We start from the raw sequence: 16,753 nt of genomic DNA on the forward strand, positions 1-16,753 counted from the left end.
CCGGTGCAGGCACGCCTCTTTTTGACGTTTTTTTCACTTACCTCGTCGGCTGGCGTCGCCGCCAAAAAACCGTAAGCTGGCGGCTCTGTCTTTGGAGCCGGCCATGGCCATCGAAATCGAACGCAAATTCCTGCTGCGTGACTTGCAAGTCCTGCAAGGTCTTAGCGGCCAGCGTATCGCCCAGGGCTACCTCAGCCACAGCCCCACTGCCACGGTGCGAGTGCGGTTGCGCGACGGCCACGGCTGGCTAACCGTGAAAGGGCTCACCGCCGGCCTGCAACGGGACGAGTTCGAGTACCCGATACCGGCCGCTGATGCCGAGGCATTGCTGGCGCTGTGCGACGCCGGCGTAATCGACAAAACCCGTTATTTGCTACCGGCCGACGGCGGCCTGTGCTGGGAAATCGACGTGTTTCACGGTGACAACGATGGGCTGGTGGTGGCCGAGATCGAACTCCCCAGCGCCGATCACCCACTGCCCGCCGCCGACTGGCTGGGCGCCGAAGTCAGCCACGACCCGCGCTACTTCAACAGCGCCCTCAGCCGCACCCCCTACCGCCACTGGACGGCACGCTAATGCATTACCCCATCACCGAGCGCTTGGCACTGCGTCCCTGGCAAGACCAAGACGCCGAGGTGTTCCACCGCCTCACCAGCGACGCACAGATCACCACTTGGCTGCTGCCGCTCAGCCGCAGCGAATCAGAAGCCTTATTCGCACGGGTGCGCGAGCGGCTGGCGCACGAGCGTTGGGGAGTACCGGCGCTGGTCAAACGCGACCAGCCGGAGCAGGTGCTCGGCTTTGTTGGCATCCAGCCCGCCGCGCTGGAACCGGTACTACCGGCCGGCACGCTGGAACTGCTGTGGCGACTGCTGCCGGAGCACTGGCATCAGGGCTATGTGACGGAAATGGCCCGCGCACTGGTGGCCGCCAGCTTCAGCGCTGCCGATGCCCCGCACGAACTGGTGGCGTTCACGGTGCCGGCCAACCGGGCGTCCCAAGCGGTGATGCAGCGGCTCGGCATGCAGCGTGACCCGACCGGCGATTTCATCCATCCGCGTGTGCCAGCGGACCAACCGCAGTTGCGGCAACACCTGCTGTACCGGTTGCCGCGCCCGGTCTGAACCGGCGTACCTGATGCCATAGCGCGGTAGATTAACTGTTCTTTTGGACAGTATCATGCCGCCATGAATACCTCCGCTTCCCTTCAGCAACTGCTGCAGCGTCCCGACCTGTGGCGCGGCCGCCATCCGTTGGCGCCGCGCACCACTGCGTTGCCCAGCGGTTACCCCGCGCTGGACCGCGCCTTGCACCAGGGTGGCTGGCCGCGGTCCGGTGTCACCGAGCTGCTCAGTGATGCCGCGGCACCGGCGCTGCTGCCACTGCTGCTGCCAGGGCTGGCAGCGGCCGCCCAGCGCGGCCAAGTGCTGCTGGCACGGCCGCCGGCGGAGCCGCTGGTGGCACGCTGGCAGAGCGAGGGCATTGCCGCTGAGTTGCTGTGGGTGCTCGACAGCGCCGATCCGCGCACGCTGCTGCGTGCAGTAGTAGATGCCGCTGCCTCCGGCGCAGTGGCGGCGCTGCTGTTTTGGCCAACACGCCCCCTGTCCGCGGCGCAATTGCGGCGGCTGCACCAAGCCGCCCACCAAGGCCGCTGCTGGCTGACGCTGTGGCATCCGCTGCGCAGCCGGGCCCACAGCAGCCCAGCGCCGTTGCGGCTGTGTGCTCATATCCAGGGTGACGCGCTGCAACTGGAACTGCTCAAGCAACCCGGCGGCTGGGCCGGCCAACAGCTGACTCTGCCCTGGCCAGCGCCACTGGAGCCCAGCCACATCCCGCTGGCGCAGGCGCCGGTACCGCACTGCATGGCCCAGCGCCCGCGCTTGACTGAGATGCCGGCGCCAGCCCTGCCCAGCGCGCTGCCGGCGACGTGGCCGATGCCGGCCAGCGCCACCGACAGTCCCCTGCCCGGTGCCTTGCCGTGGCCACCAGCGGCCCCCGTCCAAGCACCGGTCTCGGTACCAAACCCGCAGCCCGCACCAAGCCCGCTATTGCAAACAGAGTTGCTGCCCCAGCCACAACCGCAGGACAGCCCGTGAACAACCGTCCGCCGCCGCTGTGGTTGGCGCTGCGATTACCGCACTGGGGGCTAGAGGTACTGCCCGCCCTGGCCGGCCCCCAGGCGTTGGCCGATCCACGCCACATCCTGCTCACTAACGCCGCCGCCAGCGCCGCAGGGATCCGCCCCGGTATGCAGCGCGGGCAAGCGCTGGCGTTGTGCGACGGCCTGCAATTGCGGCAGCGTGATCCAGCCCGTGAGCAACGCCGCTTGCAGCGGCTGGCCCGCCAGCTTCAGTGCTTCACCCCGCAGGTATGCCTACCCGCCGCTCACCCGCTGGATGACGACCGGCTCGACCAACCTTGGCAGCTGTGGCTGGAACTGGGCGGCTGTCTGCGCCTGTTCGGTGGCGCCGAAGCCTTGCTGGTGGAGTTGCTGGCCCAGCTGAGCCAATCCGGTCACCACTGGCAGGCCGGTCTCGGCCACACTCCACGCGCCGCCCACTGTCTGGCGACAGCACCCTGGTCACTGAGCCTGCAAGCACTCGGCCGCAGTACCCTGCTTGATGCCCAAGGGCTGCCGCTGGCCGAGGCGCTGCAACCGGCTCTGGCGGCGCTGCCGCTGGCGCAGTTGCCGCTGCACAGTCGCCTGCGCGAAGCACTGACCGCCCCCGGTTTTCGCACCCTCGGCCAACTGTTGGCGCTGCCCGGCGACAGCCTCGGCCCGCGTTTTGGTGCGCCGCTGCTGGATTGGCTGCAGCGATTGAGCGGCCAGCAGCCGGACCCACAGCAACCGCTGGCAGCGCTGCCGGTGCTGGTAAAGGAGCAGGAGTTGGACCCGCCACTGACCACGCTGTCGGCGCTGCTGCCTTGGTGCCAGCGGCTCCTGCAACAATTGATGCGCGACCTGCGCCGCCATCAGGTGCGCACTCGCAGCCTGCGCTGGCGACTGTGGGACCACCTTGGCGAGGCCCCGGCACTGGTAGTGCGGCGCAGCAGTGCCGACCCGGAACCGGGCGGCTGGTTGCAGCTGACCGAACGGCACCTGGAGCAGCGGATACTGCGGGCGCCGGTGCTGCGCTTGCGGCTGGAAAGCGGCGCCGCCGAAGCCGGCCCGCCGCTGGCTGACAGTTTATTTCCCGATCCTCACGCAGGTGCCGGCCGTAGTGCGCTACTGGACCGCCTCGCCACACTGCCGGGATTGTCGTTGCGGCAGTTCCGTCCACAACCGGACCCGCTGCCGGAACTGCTGCAGCAGGCCGACGCGGCCAGTGCCGAGCACGCCCCCAGCAGCCCTCGCCCGGGCGATCGCGAACTGCCGCTATGGCGCCTGCCAGCCCCGCAACCACTGGCCAGTGACGCCCGCGGCCGACCGCTGTGGCAGCGCCGCCGGTTGCAGCTGTGGACCCGCGAACGGCGGCTGGCCAGCCATTGGTGGCAACACGCCCAGCAGCGCCAGTACTACCTGGCACGCAGCCATGACGGTGCCTGGTGTTGGCTGTTCCGCACTGAGCAAGGCTGGTTTCTACATGGTTTTTTCTGAGTCGACGCAGCGCCGCTCGATCAATCGCTATTGATAACCATTCCTATTAATGAAAGGATGCGGTCTCTGCCCTGCTGGACCCCGCACCATGCCTCCTACTCGTTCACGCTGGCCACTGCTGGCGTTCTACAGCTTGCTGCTCGCTGCCCTGAGCGGCTGCCAAACGCTGCCCAATGCCGCTGACGCACCGCCAGCCGCTGACCGTGCCGCCATTCTCGCCATGGCGGGCGGCTATCAGGTCAGCTTCCAGTTTCAACAGGATATGGTGTTCGTGCCCGGCAGCATGGCCAGCGACGACTATCACTCCGGCGGCCAGGAGTTGGTGCTAGTGCTGCGCGATCAACCGGATCACATCGTGTTGCAGCACCTGCTCGTTTCCGGTCGCGGCCACGTCACCAAGCATTGGCGCCAAGAGTGGATTTGGCAGCCGCAACAGCGTTGGCGCTACCTAGGCGGCTACCGCTGGGCCAACGAGCCGGTGGCGGCGACGGAGGCCGCCGGCCGCTGGCTGCAAACCGTCTGGCAAGTGGACGACAGCCCCCGCTACGCCGGCCTCGGACGTTGGCAACACGCCCACGGTGTCAGCCAGTGGGTATCGGAAAGCACGCTGCGACCGCTGCCCCGGCGCGAGCACAGCGTGCGTCAGGATTACGACGCGCTGATCAGCATCAACCGTCATGTGCTCACCGCCGACGGCTGGGTCCACGGCCAGGACAACCTCAAATGGCAGCAGCAGGCCGACCGGGTCATTGCCCACGAAAGTGGTCTCAACCATTACCGCCGTGATGACCAATTCGACTTCGAACCGGCACAGCGCTACTGGGCACAGACCGCGCGCTATTGGGCTGCCGTGCGCGAGCACTGGGCGCAGCTGCTGGCGCAGCGCCCACAGCTGGTGCTGGCGCCCCACGATCCGGTGGAGTTGGCAGGCTCACACCTGATGGCGCTGTTGATCGACGCCAACGATTTGTCCCACCAACAACTCGACGACGACGCCTTGCGCGCCCGCATCGCGGCGCTGATCGCCCCTTATTTGCGCTGAATACTGGTCTGGCCGGATGCGCGCCCGGCCATAAAAAAACGCCGGAGAGCAGCCCTCTCCGGCGCCTGTATTTCTCAGCGACCCATTCAGCGCTCGCGCTTGGTCTCCGGCCGTTCCCACTCCGGCGCACGCCACAAATGCTGCAAGCGTTGCCACAGGCTGCCGGGACGCGCCATGTCGCGGAACATGGCTTGGTATTCATGCGTCCACATGGTCAGGAAACCGTCGTTGGCCGGCGGCCGGGTGACGCCGTAATGCAGTTCGCCCTTGCCGCGCTCATCCACAAAGCTGCCAAACAGGCGGTCCCAAATGATGAACACGCCCGCATAGTTGCTGTCGATGCACTCGCGGTTGCGGCCGTGGTGCACGCGGTGGTGGCTGGGGGTGTTCATGATCCATTCCACCGGCGCCGGCAGTCGCTTCACCAGCGTGGTGTGGATGAAAAACTGGTACACCAGCGACAGCGCATAGCACACCCCGATCCAGACTGGGTTGAACCCAAGCAGCGCCATCGGCATGAAGAACAGCCCGTAACCGATGAACACGTTGAGCGCGCTCTGGCGCATGGCGGTGGAGAAGTTCATGCGCTCGGAGGAGTGGTGCACCACGTGGGCGGCCCAGAACCAGCGCACCCGGTGGCTGGCGCGGTGCAGCCAGTAATAGGTGAAATCCACCAGCACAAAGGTGGCGAGCGCGGTCCAGACCGTCAGCTTCAATTCGAACAGACGGTAGTGGTACGCGAACGCGTACAGCGGAAATACCAACAGACCGGCAAACAACAGCTCGGTGGTCTGATAGCCGGCGCCGAGCATGAAGTTGCGCACCGCCTCGCGCAGGTTAAAGCGCGCCGGGTCATGTTTGATGCGCCGGTATTCCAGCAGCGTGATGCCGATGAAGACCGGCGTGGCAATGGCGAAAATCAGCTGGCGCAGGTCCAGTGCCATCCATGCCGGCGCCAACGCCAGCAGTTCCAGCACGCCGCTGCTAGCCAGCACGTCCTCGAACATGGTGATCAGTGACATCTCATTCTCCCAATGAAGCCGTACGGCGGGCACGCCCGTACCGCGCCGTGATGCACCGATTGTTGCCCTCGGCCGCGGGAGTTGATTGACTATCGACGCCACCTTTTTGACTATCTACGCCACAGGGCACTCCGACTATGCTTATTCGCGTCACCGGCGCCTGGATCAGCCTGCTGCTGGACTGGCTCGACCAACAACGACTGCCGGCACCGGCCCTGCGGGCAGCAGTGCTGCAACGGGTGGCAGACGATGTGGTGCCAGTAGAGTTCTGGCGTGATTGCCTCGAACAAGCGGTGGCGCTGCGCCCGGCGCAACCGGCCCCGGAGCTGTCGATCGGCGCCTGCATCCAGCCGCGCCATGTGGGCGTGCTCGGTTATTTGGTGCTGGCCACCCACACCCTTGGCGAGGCGATGTGGGCCTACAAGCGCTACGAAAAGCTGTTCTACGGTCTGGACGTGGCGGAAATGGTCAGCGACGGCGAACACGCCGAACTGCACTGGCCCAAACACCTCACCGGCGGCCTCGGCCAACGGGCGGACGGCGCCGCCATTGCCGCCATGCTCAGTTTCCTACGCCGCCAGCTACCGGAGCTGCCGCCGCCGACTTCAGTGCATTTCATCGGTCAGGCGGACGCCGAGGCGCAAGCCGCGTACAGCGGGTTCTTCCGCTGCCCAGTGCATTTTGGCGATGACCATGTACGGGTGCGCTACCCGGTGGCGTTGCTGGCCCAGCCCATGCCGCTGCGCGACCCGGCGCTGAAAGCGATCCTCGACCGCCAAGCGCAAGCGCTGCTGGAAACGCTACCCGACACCGACCCCATGGATGCCGCCCTGCGCAGTGCACTGCCGCGTTTTTTGACCGAGGGTGAGGCGCGTTTGGAGGTGATCGCCGCCGCCCTGCACCGCTCGCCACGCACCTTGCAGCGGCGGTTGGCGGAGCGTGGTCTGACCTGGCAACAGTTCCTCGATCAGGCGCGCGCGCGGCTGGCGCTGGATTACCTGGCCGACCCAGGGCTGTCACTCAGCGACGTGGCGCTGCTGCTGGGGTTTTCCGAACAGAGCGCGTTTAGCCGCGCCTTCAAGCGCTGGTATCAACGCACTCCGGGTGCGTTCCGCCGCGCCCGCCAGTTACGCCCCTGATCGCCACCGGATGCAGGCTGGCAGCGTTTATTTGCCACCCGGCGCCGCTATGCTGGGCACCGATCTGATGCGGAGTTTCAATCCATGACAGCCTCGCCCTACGCCACCGATGACGCCCGCTGGCAAGCGGTGCAGCAGCGTAACGCCGACGCCGACGGCCATTTCGTGTATGCCGTGCTCAGCAGCGGTTGTTACGCCCAGCCGAGCGCCGGCGGCCGCCGACCCCGGCGCGACAACGTGGTGTTTTTTGATACTGCTGCCGAAGCTGAGGCGGCCGGCTACCGGGCCCGTCATCACCCTGATCACAGTGCCGCCATCGCCGCCGCCTGCCGCGCGCTCGACCACGCCGAGCCGCCCAGCGTGGCGCAGTTGGCGCACCGGGCGGGCTTGAGCGAGGCGCAATTTCTGCGCCAGTTTCGCGCCCATACTGGACTCACCCCACGCGCTTATAGCGCGGTCAGCCGCGCCCAACGTTTGCAGCACAGCCTCAGCACGCCCCACGCGCGCACCATTGATGCGCTGGCCGAGGCCGGTTTCAGCGCCAGCGGCCACGTTTACCAGCACGCCGGCGCCTGGCTGGGCATGCCGGTGGGCAGCTACCGACGCGGCGGCCACGGCCAGCAGATCCGCTTTGCGGTGGCCGACTGCCCGCTGGGCGCGCTGCTGGTGGCCGCCACCGAACGCGGGCTGTGCGCGCTCTATCTGGGCGATGACGCGGGCGAGCTGGTGCGGGCCCTGGAAGACCAGTTTCCCGATGCCGCCCTGCACGGCGATGACCAGCAATTTGCCAGCACCTTCGCCACCCTGATCGGCTGGCTGGAGGACCCGCGCCGGGCGTTGGCGCTGCCGCTGGACCTGCAAGGCACCGCGTTCCAGAAACGGGTCTGGCAGGCCTTGCAGCAAATCCCGCTCGGCACCACCGTCAGCTACAGCGAGCTCGCCGCCCAACTCGGCCAGCCCTCCGCCACCCGCGCCGTGGCCCGCGCCTGCGCCACCAACAAGGTGGCGTTGGCGGTGCCCTGCCATCGGGTGGTGCGCCAGGACGGCAGCCTGTCCGGCTACCGCTGGGGCATCGAGCGCAAACGGGAGTTACTGCAACGGGAAGCCGCCGCCACGGACGAGGACTGAGGGCCGGTTAGCAGCAAAGCTCTATTGGACAGGACACCGGCAGCATGCAGCCGCTACCAGTGAGGCGCGCCCGACACTGGCAGCACCTCCTTAGCGCTGCCCGGCCAGCAGCAATACGCTTTAACAGCAGCCTGTCTAGCTTCCGTGGGGCGGTCGAGCAGCAGAGGGAATGATGGCCGCCGCACGGCGGAAAACAGCACTCAACCTGGGCTTGCGGCGGCAGTGCTGCTGGGGGAAGAAGCTCAAGGCGCTGCGTGCGATAGCAACCGCCCCACCGATCACTTGCTCTCGATAACCAGCCAGCAATCAAACAGCTGCCGCTTCGGTGACTGTCGGGCCATGGAGTGCGAGCGGAAATGGGGAGCAGCAGCGCGAAACTGAACACCAGCTCGCGGCAGCAGCGCTGAGGGGAAGAAGCCTAAAGCGAGCCTGTGATAGCAACCGCCCCAGCGATCGACTGGCCTTGGCGATGCCCGGCCAACAGGCGCTCCACTAAACAGCTACCGCTCCAGTCACTGCTGGGCCATCGGATGCAAGCGAAAATGGGGGGCGTCGCACGGCGGAAAACAGCACTCAACCTGGGTTTGTGGCGGCTGTGCTGCTGGGGAAGCACCCTTTATTACCGCACGCTGCACGGCGTCTATAACCTAGGTGCCACCGATAACCTGACATCGGTGGTGCTGGCCTAACGGGTGGTAGAGCAACACCGCAGCCGGTGCCCTGCAGCAGCAGTTTGAGGTGGACATGGCATTGCGCGGCGTGAAGTTATCGCCCCAGAAAAGGGAACAACGTCGTTTTAAGGTGGGGCGGCACTACCGAGCAAGCAGCCAGCACCCACTGAGGGCTGAACCTGATTGAGCTCTGGCTGGCTCGGCCCACTCCGCGAACAGTCGTCCAACTCGGTCTGGCCCTGCGCGGTCCGACGCCACCAGGCGAAGATCGGCGCGGCGGCCCGGTTGGTGCGCCGGCACCCGCCTCTCAAACCGCGCACAGCCCGTTTGCCTCCTTTGAGGCGCGCCTGCCATGTTGGCTCTATCCCCTCAACGGTCCATTACCCGGACCTAGTGCCCCCAGCGAACGCTCCAACCACTCTCAGTCCGCCCGGCGCCGACCGAGAGCCGCTCGGCTCACTCCACTTCTAGTCCCGGCGCCTGCTTCACCGCCGCCCCAGTGGCGGGCGGTGCGGAGGCTGGGTCTTTGGCGCTGTCAGCAGTGGCTTGTCTGGCGGCAGCCGCAGCCTGCTTGGCGGCGCGGCGGGCAGCGGCTTCGATCGCCGGCTCACCGGTGGTGGGACGCGCCGCAGCCATGCCCTCCGGCAATGGCCCCACCGCCACCAGTGCGGCACGGCCACTGGCGGTCAGCTTCACTTCCGCCAACCCGCCCTGCATCAGATCACGTTCCAGCGCCAGCGCTTTGTCCAGCGGCGCAAACCAAGCTTCGATGCCGTACTCCACCGTCATCCAATCGCCGCCCCAGTGATGGCGCACACGGCCGCGAATCACCGGGCCAGCTGCTGGCGCGGTCAGACTCAATGCTACCGGCTGAGCAATGCCGTGCTCATCCACCGCCAGTGACAGGTAAACACGCGCGCCATCACGCAGCGGGTCCTGGTCAGCATTGAGCAGGCTGGGCGACAACTGGGAAATGTCGTATTGCAGGCGTGCGTAGTTGCCACGGAACAAGTCGCGCGGATCACGCGGCTGCATGCGCAGTGTGACGGATTCGCCCACCCACAGCGGGTACTGCGCCAGCAGGTATTCCCCCACCAACACCGACAGCTGGCCGAGCAGCGCCAGCGCCAGCAGCCACACCCGCCAGTTCCACGGCGAGGTTGTTATCACGCGACTCATGGCTGTTGCTCCTGCGGCAGACGGCGCCAGTACCAGGCGGCCCCGGCCAGCACACCGGCGGCCACGACGAACAGCAACGCCGAGGTCAGATAGTCGCCGATCAATTCCACATAGCGGGCCAGCGCCAGCGCCAGCACCAGCAGCACGCCGCCATAGAAAGTCAGCCCTTGGCGCCGCTGCACGCCTTCGCGGATCAGCAGAATGCCGGCAGCCAAAGCCAACAAGTTCATCACCAGCGCCAGCAACTGTTCTCGCTGCTGGCTTGCCACCGTCAGGCCGCCCCACAGCAGCAGCGCCACCAGGGCGCCCCCTCCGAGTACCCGCCAACGCACGTACGCCGGCATGCGCGGACTCAGTGCCAGCGCCACCAGTAGCGACAGCGCGAGCGCCCCCTGCTGGGCAGTGAAACGGCCGTTTTCCCAGTACCAGGCCGCTTGCCAGGCATCAACAAAGCTGAATACCAACGCCACTCCAGCGGCCACCAAAGTCGACAGCGCCAGTATCAGCCGGCTGTCGGCACGGCGGAACGGCAGCCGGTGCTCGGCCGCCATGCCGTACAGCGCCGCCGGCAGCGGCATCAAGCACAGCATCATCAGCACCACATGGTCGCCGCGCGGTGAACTGCTGCCGGTGGCCACCAGCAGCAACGCCGCCAGCCACCATAGCAATCCGCTCCAGGCCGCTAGCAACAGCAGCGGCTGGCGCCGGCACCAGACACATTGATAGAGCGCTGCGGCGGCAAACAAGCCGTAGCAAAGTGGGAAGCTGTAATTCCATTCGCTGCCGGCCCACAACGTCGCCAGCAGCAGCTGCACGCCATGCAACAGGCGACTGCGGCTCAGCAGCGCCACCGGCAGCACGCCCAGCGCCCACCACAACAGGCCGTCGGGGAAATGCTCACCAAGGTGATAAATCTGCGCCACCAGCATGATGCTGGCGCCGTAGCTGATGGCGCCAGCCAGCCACCAGCCCACCGCTTGGTGACGCGCGCCAGCCAGCCAGCGCCACAGGCCGGCGCCGTTGAGCGCTGCCGTGAGCGTCCACAGCGCCAACATGCGCGGCATGCGCGGCCACTGGTCCCAGTTGTGACCGATCACCAAAAACAGCGCCGCGCCAAGGCACAGCACCGCCAGTAGCGCTAAGGCGCGCACGCCGCCCTGTCCGTGATGTGGCAGCGGGTAGCGAGCTGCCAGCGCCTGAGCCTGGTCGGCACTGACCAAACCGTCCTGCACCCAGCCTGGCAACTGCTGCTGCAGATCGCGCCCGAATGTGCGATGCACCGTCATACTGTCTCCTCAGTGCGGTGATGCGGTGGCGGCAGTGTGCACCCGGCGCCGGCCGCTGTCAGCCTACTGCTGCACAAGCGCCAGCCTAGGGCGCACCTGCCAAGGAGCCGGCCGGGCAAAGTCTCTAAGCTGCAGCTTCCTGCTTTCCGCTGCCCGAGGATGCCCCGATGACCGATTCCCGCCACGCCCTCGCCACCCGGCTGCTCGACGCCCAGGTGCAGTTCGTGCTCGACCAGTTGCAGGGCGAACGCTTTGCCGAGCGGGTACGGGAAGAAATCGGCCAGGCACTGGCACTGATGGACCGCACGCCGCTGACCACGCTGGTGACCGCCGAACAGGTGCGCCAAACCGCGCGCCGCTACGCCATCGAGATGCCGATCCCGCCGGCGATTCCCGAACTGATCGGTGAGATCGCCGAACGCGTCTACAACCACCCCGGCCACGACACCCACCGTTTCGGTGATGTGGTGAGCGACCAAGAAGTGGCAGAAATGGTCGATGTGGTGCTGGAAATGGAGGTGCTGCACCAGCGTCTGCTCGGCCAACTGGCCGGCAGCCCGATCACCATCCGGCTGATTTCCGACCTGCTCTACCGTGGCATTCGCGGCTTCGTCGACCAGGGTGCCAGCGTCGCCGGTCACATTCCCGGTGCCAGTTCGGTGCTGAAGCTGGGCAAGTCGGTGGTCAATCGCGCCGCACCGAAGCTGGAAAAGACCGCCGAGGCCAGCATCAAAAAATACATTGCCGTCAACGCCCGGTCGCTGATCGGCCAGACTGAACAGCGGCTGGAACGCGCCATCGCCAGCGGTGACGTGCGCCGCGCAGTGCTCGATTACTGGCAGGAAGTGAAGGAACAGCCGCTGTCGCGCATCAAGCAATACGTGACCCAGGATGAGATCGAAGACGCCATGGTGGCCGGGCTGGAATTCTGGAAAACCTTCCGCGAAGCGCGCTATTTGCAAGCCATGATCGACGCCGGCATCGACTGGTTCTTCCAGAAATACGGCGACGGCAGCCTCGCCAGCCTGATCGAAGACATGGGCGTGGACAGCGCCATGATCGAGCGGGAAATCCTGCACTATGCACCGGCGATCCTCGACCACCTGCGTGAGCAAGGGGTGCTGGAGCAACAGGTACGGCGCCAACTGGAGCCGTTCTGGCAGGCGGAGAGCACGCTGGCCCTGCTCGGCTGAAGCCGCTGCGCACTCTGCTCGATAAGGCCGGTTTTATCACCGGCCTTGTTGCTGATGCCGCCCGCTCACTCTGGCGCCGCGAGCGCACGGCCACCAACGACCTGCGGTACCGTCCAAGCAGCACACCGCCGTCGCCCAGAGTCCGCACTGCCAGCCACTGTCGCTCAGCAACACGCCCTGGTCCCGCGACTGGCTTTTTTGCTGCTGCCGCCCGAACACTCTGACGCCGCGGGCGCAGGGCCATCGCCCCCGGTTACCTTTCTGGTGCCGCCAGCGGCCGGCTTCGCTATCATGCCCGGCTCCGTGCCGACGCCGAGCAGTTTCGTCATGAGTGAACGCAACGAGCGCATCCGCTGGCAATTGGGCTCCGGCCTGCTGCGGTTGCTGCATCTGAATGGTTTGCGCAAGCGTGTCAGCCCGCGCCTGGCGCTGGCCGCCGCCAGCCTGATCAACGCCACCTTCAGCGCCAGTCTGCTGGCGATGCTGGCCTTCGTGACGCAGGAGGTGTTCATCTTCCCCTCGCTCGGGGCCACTGCCTTCTTGCTGTTCTACCTGCCGCTGGCGGAAGCGTCGTCGCCGCGCAACGTACTCAGTGCGCACACCATCGGCGCCTCACTGGGCTTCGCCAGTCTGCTGCTGTTCGGTCTCGGGGATGCCGGCAGCGCGCTGATCGATGGCGTCACGCTGCCACGGGTGGCGGCCATCAGCTTTGCCTTGGGACTGACCTGTTTCTTGATGGTGCTGCTGCGGGTGGCGCATCCGCCGGCGGCCGCCACCGCGCTGATGGTGGCGCTCGGCAGCGTCAGCCAGTGGCACCAGATCCAGACCCTGCTGCTCGGTATTCTGCTGCTGCTCACTCAGGCGTTCATTCTCAACCGCCTGATCGGCATTCCTTATCCGCTGTGGGCGCGGCGAGAGACGGACACTGCCTGAGCAGCGTTACGCAGCGCCGCTGCTGACCACGCTCAGTCGTCCACCAGCGGCTGGGCCCAAGGCGCCTCGCGCAAGCGCCCGGCCAGATAATCCATAAACGTCTGCACCCGCAGCGGCCGACGTCGACCCGGGGGAGTGACCAAGTGCAGCGCAATCGGCGCCACTTCCCAATCGTCCATCACCGTTTGTAGACGGCCCTCGGCCAGTTCGCGCCAAACCAGAAACTCCGGCAGCACCGCCAGCCCCAATCCGGCTTCCAGCGCTGGCTTCAAGGCGTCGGCATTGTTGGCTTGGATCAAGGTGGCCATCTGCGCTGAACACTCGCCGTGCTCAGCATGACGGAAACGCCAGCTGTTGCCGGACGGCGCGTAGCTGTACATCAGCCCCTGGTGGCCCTGCAGCTGCTGTGGGTGCGCCGGCGCACCATGGCGGGCGCAATAACTCGGCGCACCTACCAACAACAGCCGCACCTGCAACAGCCGCCGCGCCAACAGGCTGGAATCCACCAGATTGGCAATGCGCAGCGCCAGATCGTAGCCCTCGCTGACCAGATCCACCTGCTTGTCGTCGAACTGAATATCGAGCTGCACTTCGGGGTGCGCGGCAATGAAGTCCGGCAGCAGCGGCGCCAATTGCGACAGCCCAAATGACATCGGCGCCGACATGCGGATCACGCCGCGCAAGCTGCAACCACGCTCCATCACTTCCGCTTCCACCGCTTCGCCTTCAGCGAGGATGCGTTCCGCGCGCTCCAGCGCCGCCGCGCCGCTTTCGGTCAGCGACATGCTGCGGGAGGTACGGTGCAGCAGCGTGATCTGCATGCGCTGTTCGAGCCGGGTGACCGCCTTGGACACGGTGCCCTGAGACAAGCCAAGCAGCTCCGCAGCGCGGGCGAACGAGCCGGTTTCCGCCACCGTGGCGAAGATCGCCCAGGCCTCCAGGTCCGGTAATTTTTTCATGGTCGCTGCTGCTCCATCGGCAAAATCCACGCCGCTCGCGGCGGCCGGGCCACAGTCTTGCACAGCCGTCCGGCCGCCTCCAACCGCGGCGCGCTAAATGGAATTGATGGCTTTCCATTGCGCCGGTTCTGGCACCTGACGCGCTGCCTTAAACTGTGCCCATCGCTTCACCGACCAGGGAGAGAGCCCATGATTGAACACCGTCCGTTTGCTGATCTTGGCGGCGCCCACCACGGCTGGCTGGACGCCAAACACCATTTTTCCTTTGCCAATTACCATGACCCGGCGCGCATGGGCTGGGGCGCGCTGCGGGTGTGGAACGATGACACCATTGCCGCCGATAGCGGCTTTCCGCCCCACGGCCACGCCGACATGGAGATCATTACCTACGTGCGCCGCGGTGCTATCAGTCACCGCGACAGCCTCGGCAACCAAGGCCGCACCGAAGCCGGCGATGTACAGGTAATGAGTGCCGGCACCGGCATCCGCCACTCGGAGTACAACCAGGAAGCCGACAGCACGCAGATTTTTCAAATCTGGCTGCTGCCGCGTGAGCACGGCACCGCACCGGCCTGGGGCACAAAACCCTTCCCGCGCCAGCAACGGGCCGGGCAATTGGTGACTCTGGCCAGCGGCAGTGGCGCGGAGGGTGCGCTGCCGATTCGCGCCGATGCCGAAGTGCTCGGCGCTACGCTCAGCGCCGGCCAGACGCTGCACTACCGGTTTGCCTCCGCGCAGCGTTACGGCTACTTGGTGCCGGCCCGTGGCCGGGTGATGGTCAATGAACTGACGCTGGACGCGCGCGACGGCGCCGCCATCCACGGCGAAACCGAGTTGGTGATCACCGCACTCGACGAGGCCGAACTGGTGCTGGTGGACAGTGGCGCCTGAATCAGCGGCCAGCGTGCTGCAATCCGAAACACTGCTATTCCATTTCAATGGTTTTGATCGCTTCGTCCTGCACTTATGATGGCGATCACCGTGGCGCGGCCCGCTTCCAGCGGCCGCCGCTGCCGACCCGATACCGCTCCGGCGCCCTGCGCCGAGCGCCTTTTCTGCACTCTCTGCCAAGGAACCCGCAGCATGAGCAACGCTTTCGTTAACGCCCTCCAAGCCCGCCGCAGCCAGTACGCGTTGGGCAATGATCTGCCGCTGTCCCAAGCAGCCGCCACCGCCCTGATCCAAGACGCGGTGCGCCACTCGCCGTCCGCCTTCAACTCGCAAAGCTCACGGGTGGTGGTGCTGTTCGGCGATCAGAGCGTGAAATTCTGGGGCTTCGTTAAAGACGCCCTGCGCCCGATCGTGCCGGCGGACGCCTTTGCCGGCACCGAGGCCAAACTGGACAGCTTCGCCGCCGGTGCCGGCACCGTGCTGTTTTACGAAGACCAGAACGTGGTGAAAAGCCTGCAAGAGCAGTTCGCACTCTACGCCGACAACTTCCCAGTATGGTCCGAGCAGGCCAGCGGCATGGCGCAACTGGCGGTGTGGACCGCGCTGTCAGAGGCCGGCATCGGCGCCAGTCTGCAACACTACAACCCGCTGGCTGACGCCGCCGCCCACGCCGAGTGGCAGCTGCCGGAAAGCTGGGTGCTGCGCGCGCAGATGCCGTTTGGTTCACACCAAGGTGAGTTCGCACCGAAAGCCTTCATCGACGACGCCGAGCGCTTCCGCGTGTTTGCCTGATCACTGTGCTGCGCCCGGTTACCCGGGCGCAGCCGCCCTCCCCCACGCCTTCTACGCCAATCTCTCAACTCCGCGGTTTGCAGCCGCGTGTCGTCAGCGCACCATAGGTGCCCCGCGCACCGACCGGCAACAGGTAACGACCAATGAAATTGATGGTGATTGGCGCTAGCAAAGGACTGGGCCGCGCCTTCGTGGAAGGGTTGTGCGTGCCCGGCGACAGTGTCATCGGCGTGTCACGTCGGCGTCCCGATGACCTGGTACTGCCCCAACAAGTGACACTGGATTGGATCGAAGCCGACCTCAGCCAACCCTTGCCCGCCTTGCAACAACTGACGCAGCAAGCCCCGGCCGCGCTGGATGTGCTGATCTGCAACCTCGGCATCTGGGAAGCCACCGCGTTCTCGGACGACTACGATTTTCTCAGCCAAGACCCGGCGCAACTGGCCGACCTGGTCAACACCAACCTCACCAGCACGCTGCTGCTGTTGCAGCTGTTGGTACCGCGCTTGCTCACCAGCCATAAACCGCGACTGCTGCTGACCGGCTCCACGTCCGGCCTGCCCGGCAGCGGGCGTCCGGAAGTGGCGTTCGGCGCTACCAAGTTCGCGCTGTCGGGCATCGCCGACGCGCTGCGTGAGAACTACCGTGGACAGAATCTCGGCGTCACCTGCCTACAACTGGGCTACCTCAACACCGACCACGACCTGCGCGTGCCGCTGTCACAAGCGGCCGCCCACGGCGACGGCGCGCTGATCCCGCTCCACGACGTGGTGCAGCTGGTGCAAAGCCTGCTGGCGCTGTCGCCGGCCAGTTATGTGCGCGAATTGGTGCTGCCGGCGATCGCCGACCCGCGCTTCTGAACCACTGCGCTGCGCCCTGTTGACACACTGTCCAAAAGGACAGTAATCTGGCCGTCCCG

The 16,753-nt window shown here is 66.1% G+C and carries 16 protein-coding genes; 12 read left to right on the top strand and 4 right to left on the bottom strand.

Annotation, left to right across the window (positions count from 1 at the left end; all coding sequences use genetic code 11):
* The first annotated feature begins 103 nt into the window (after positions 1-103).
* From AB5I84_RS09150 to AB5I84_RS09170, 5 genes are all read left to right on the top strand, one after another.
* Positions 104-577: a CYTH domain-containing protein gene (locus tag AB5I84_RS09150; RefSeq protein ID WP_369455547.1), complete on the top strand. Its 474-nt coding sequence runs from the start codon at positions 104-106 to the stop codon at positions 575-577.
* Positions 577-1,125: a GNAT family N-acetyltransferase gene (locus tag AB5I84_RS09155; RefSeq protein WP_369455548.1), complete on the top strand. Its 549-nt coding sequence runs from the start codon at positions 577-579 to the stop codon at positions 1,123-1,125. Before AB5I84_RS09150 ends, AB5I84_RS09155 begins: the two co-directional genes overlap by 1 nt.
* A gap of 63 nt (positions 1,126-1,188) precedes the next feature.
* Positions 1,189-2,097 carry a SulA-like leucine-rich domain-containing protein gene (locus AB5I84_RS09160; protein ID WP_369455549.1) on the top strand — a complete coding sequence of 303 codons (909 nt, stop codon included), beginning with the start codon at positions 1,189-1,191 and terminating at the stop codon, positions 2,095-2,097.
* Positions 2,094-3,599: a Y-family DNA polymerase gene (locus tag AB5I84_RS09165; RefSeq protein WP_369455550.1), complete on the top strand. Its 1,506-nt coding sequence runs from the start codon at positions 2,094-2,096 to the stop codon at positions 3,597-3,599. The genes AB5I84_RS09160 and AB5I84_RS09165 overlap by 4 nt, the downstream gene beginning before the upstream one ends.
* Positions 3,600-3,687: 88 nt before the next feature.
* Complete coding sequence (locus AB5I84_RS09170; RefSeq protein WP_369455551.1) at positions 3,688-4,641, top strand: DUF6607 family protein; 954 nt, start codon at positions 3,688-3,690, stop codon at positions 4,639-4,641.
* 86 nt (positions 4,642-4,727) lie between these two features.
* On the opposite strand, the gene AB5I84_RS09175 is transcribed toward AB5I84_RS09170, so the two are convergent.
* Entirely contained in the window at positions 4,728-5,663 is a 936-nt protein-coding gene (locus AB5I84_RS09175) for a sterol desaturase family protein (RefSeq protein ID WP_369455552.1), read from the bottom strand.
* Positions 5,664-5,800: 137 nt separating this feature from the next.
* Between AB5I84_RS09175 and AB5I84_RS09180 the strand changes: the two genes are divergently transcribed.
* Together AB5I84_RS09180 and ada are read left to right on the top strand one after the other, a co-directional pair.
* Positions 5,801-6,802, top strand: a complete 1,002-nt coding sequence (locus AB5I84_RS09180; RefSeq protein WP_369455553.1) for a helix-turn-helix domain-containing protein — start codon at positions 5,801-5,803, stop codon at positions 6,800-6,802.
* Positions 6,803-6,886: 84 nt separating this feature from the next.
* Positions 6,887-7,930: a bifunctional DNA-binding transcriptional regulator/O6-methylguanine-DNA methyltransferase Ada gene (gene ada / locus AB5I84_RS09185; protein ID WP_369455554.1), complete on the top strand. Its 1,044-nt coding sequence runs from the start codon at positions 6,887-6,889 to the stop codon at positions 7,928-7,930.
* A gap of 1,127 nt (positions 7,931-9,057) precedes the next feature.
* Here the strand turns inward: ada and AB5I84_RS09190 are convergent.
* The gene (locus AB5I84_RS09190) at positions 9,058-9,780 is read right to left on the bottom strand and encodes a GDYXXLXY domain-containing protein (protein WP_369455555.1); all 723 of its coding nucleotides are present in this window, start codon (positions 9,778-9,780) and stop codon (positions 9,058-9,060) included.
* The gene (locus AB5I84_RS09195; RefSeq protein ID WP_369455556.1) at positions 9,777-11,066 is read right to left on the bottom strand and encodes a DUF2157 domain-containing protein; all 1,290 of its coding nucleotides are present in this window, start codon (positions 11,064-11,066) and stop codon (positions 9,777-9,779) included. Before AB5I84_RS09195 ends, AB5I84_RS09190 begins: the two co-directional genes overlap by 4 nt.
* Before the next feature lie 167 nt (positions 11,067-11,233).
* Between AB5I84_RS09195 and AB5I84_RS09200 the strand changes: the two genes are divergently transcribed.
* Together AB5I84_RS09200 and AB5I84_RS09205 are read left to right on the top strand one after the other, a co-directional pair.
* Complete coding sequence (locus tag AB5I84_RS09200; protein ID WP_369455557.1) at positions 11,234-12,259, top strand: hypothetical protein; 1,026 nt, start codon at positions 11,234-11,236, stop codon at positions 12,257-12,259.
* Positions 12,260-12,586: 327 nt separating this feature from the next.
* Positions 12,587-13,192 (top strand): HPP family protein, encoded by a 606-nt coding sequence (locus AB5I84_RS09205; RefSeq protein ID WP_369455558.1) that lies wholly within the window; start codon positions 12,587-12,589, stop codon positions 13,190-13,192.
* Between the two features lie 32 nt (positions 13,193-13,224).
* Here AB5I84_RS09205 and AB5I84_RS09210 read toward each other — a convergent pair whose 3' ends face one another.
* Positions 13,225-14,151, bottom strand: a complete 927-nt coding sequence (locus AB5I84_RS09210) for a LysR family transcriptional regulator (protein ID WP_369455559.1) — start codon at positions 14,149-14,151, stop codon at positions 13,225-13,227.
* A 189-nt stretch (positions 14,152-14,340) separates the two neighbouring features.
* On the opposite strand from AB5I84_RS09210, the gene AB5I84_RS09215 reads away from it, so the two are divergent.
* The 3 genes from AB5I84_RS09215 (at position 14,341) to AB5I84_RS09225 (ending at position 16,694) form a co-directional block, all read left to right on the top strand.
* Entirely contained in the window at positions 14,341-15,042 is a 702-nt protein-coding gene (locus AB5I84_RS09215) for a pirin family protein (protein WP_369455560.1), read from the top strand.
* A 192-nt stretch (positions 15,043-15,234) separates the two neighbouring features.
* On the top strand, positions 15,235-15,834 hold the full coding sequence (locus AB5I84_RS09220) for a nitroreductase family protein (protein ID WP_369455561.1): 600 nt from the start codon (positions 15,235-15,237) through the stop codon (positions 15,832-15,834).
* Between the two features lie 143 nt (positions 15,835-15,977).
* Positions 15,978-16,694, top strand: a complete 717-nt coding sequence (locus tag AB5I84_RS09225; protein ID WP_369455562.1) for an SDR family NAD(P)-dependent oxidoreductase — start codon at positions 15,978-15,980, stop codon at positions 16,692-16,694.
* Positions 16,695-16,753: the final 59 nt, after the last annotated feature.

Origin of the sequence: Alcanivorax sp. REN37, from assembly GCF_041102775.1 — a bacterium.
GTDB classification, from domain to species: Bacteria; Pseudomonadota; Gammaproteobacteria; order Pseudomonadales; family Alcanivoracaceae; genus Isoalcanivorax; species Isoalcanivorax beigongshangi.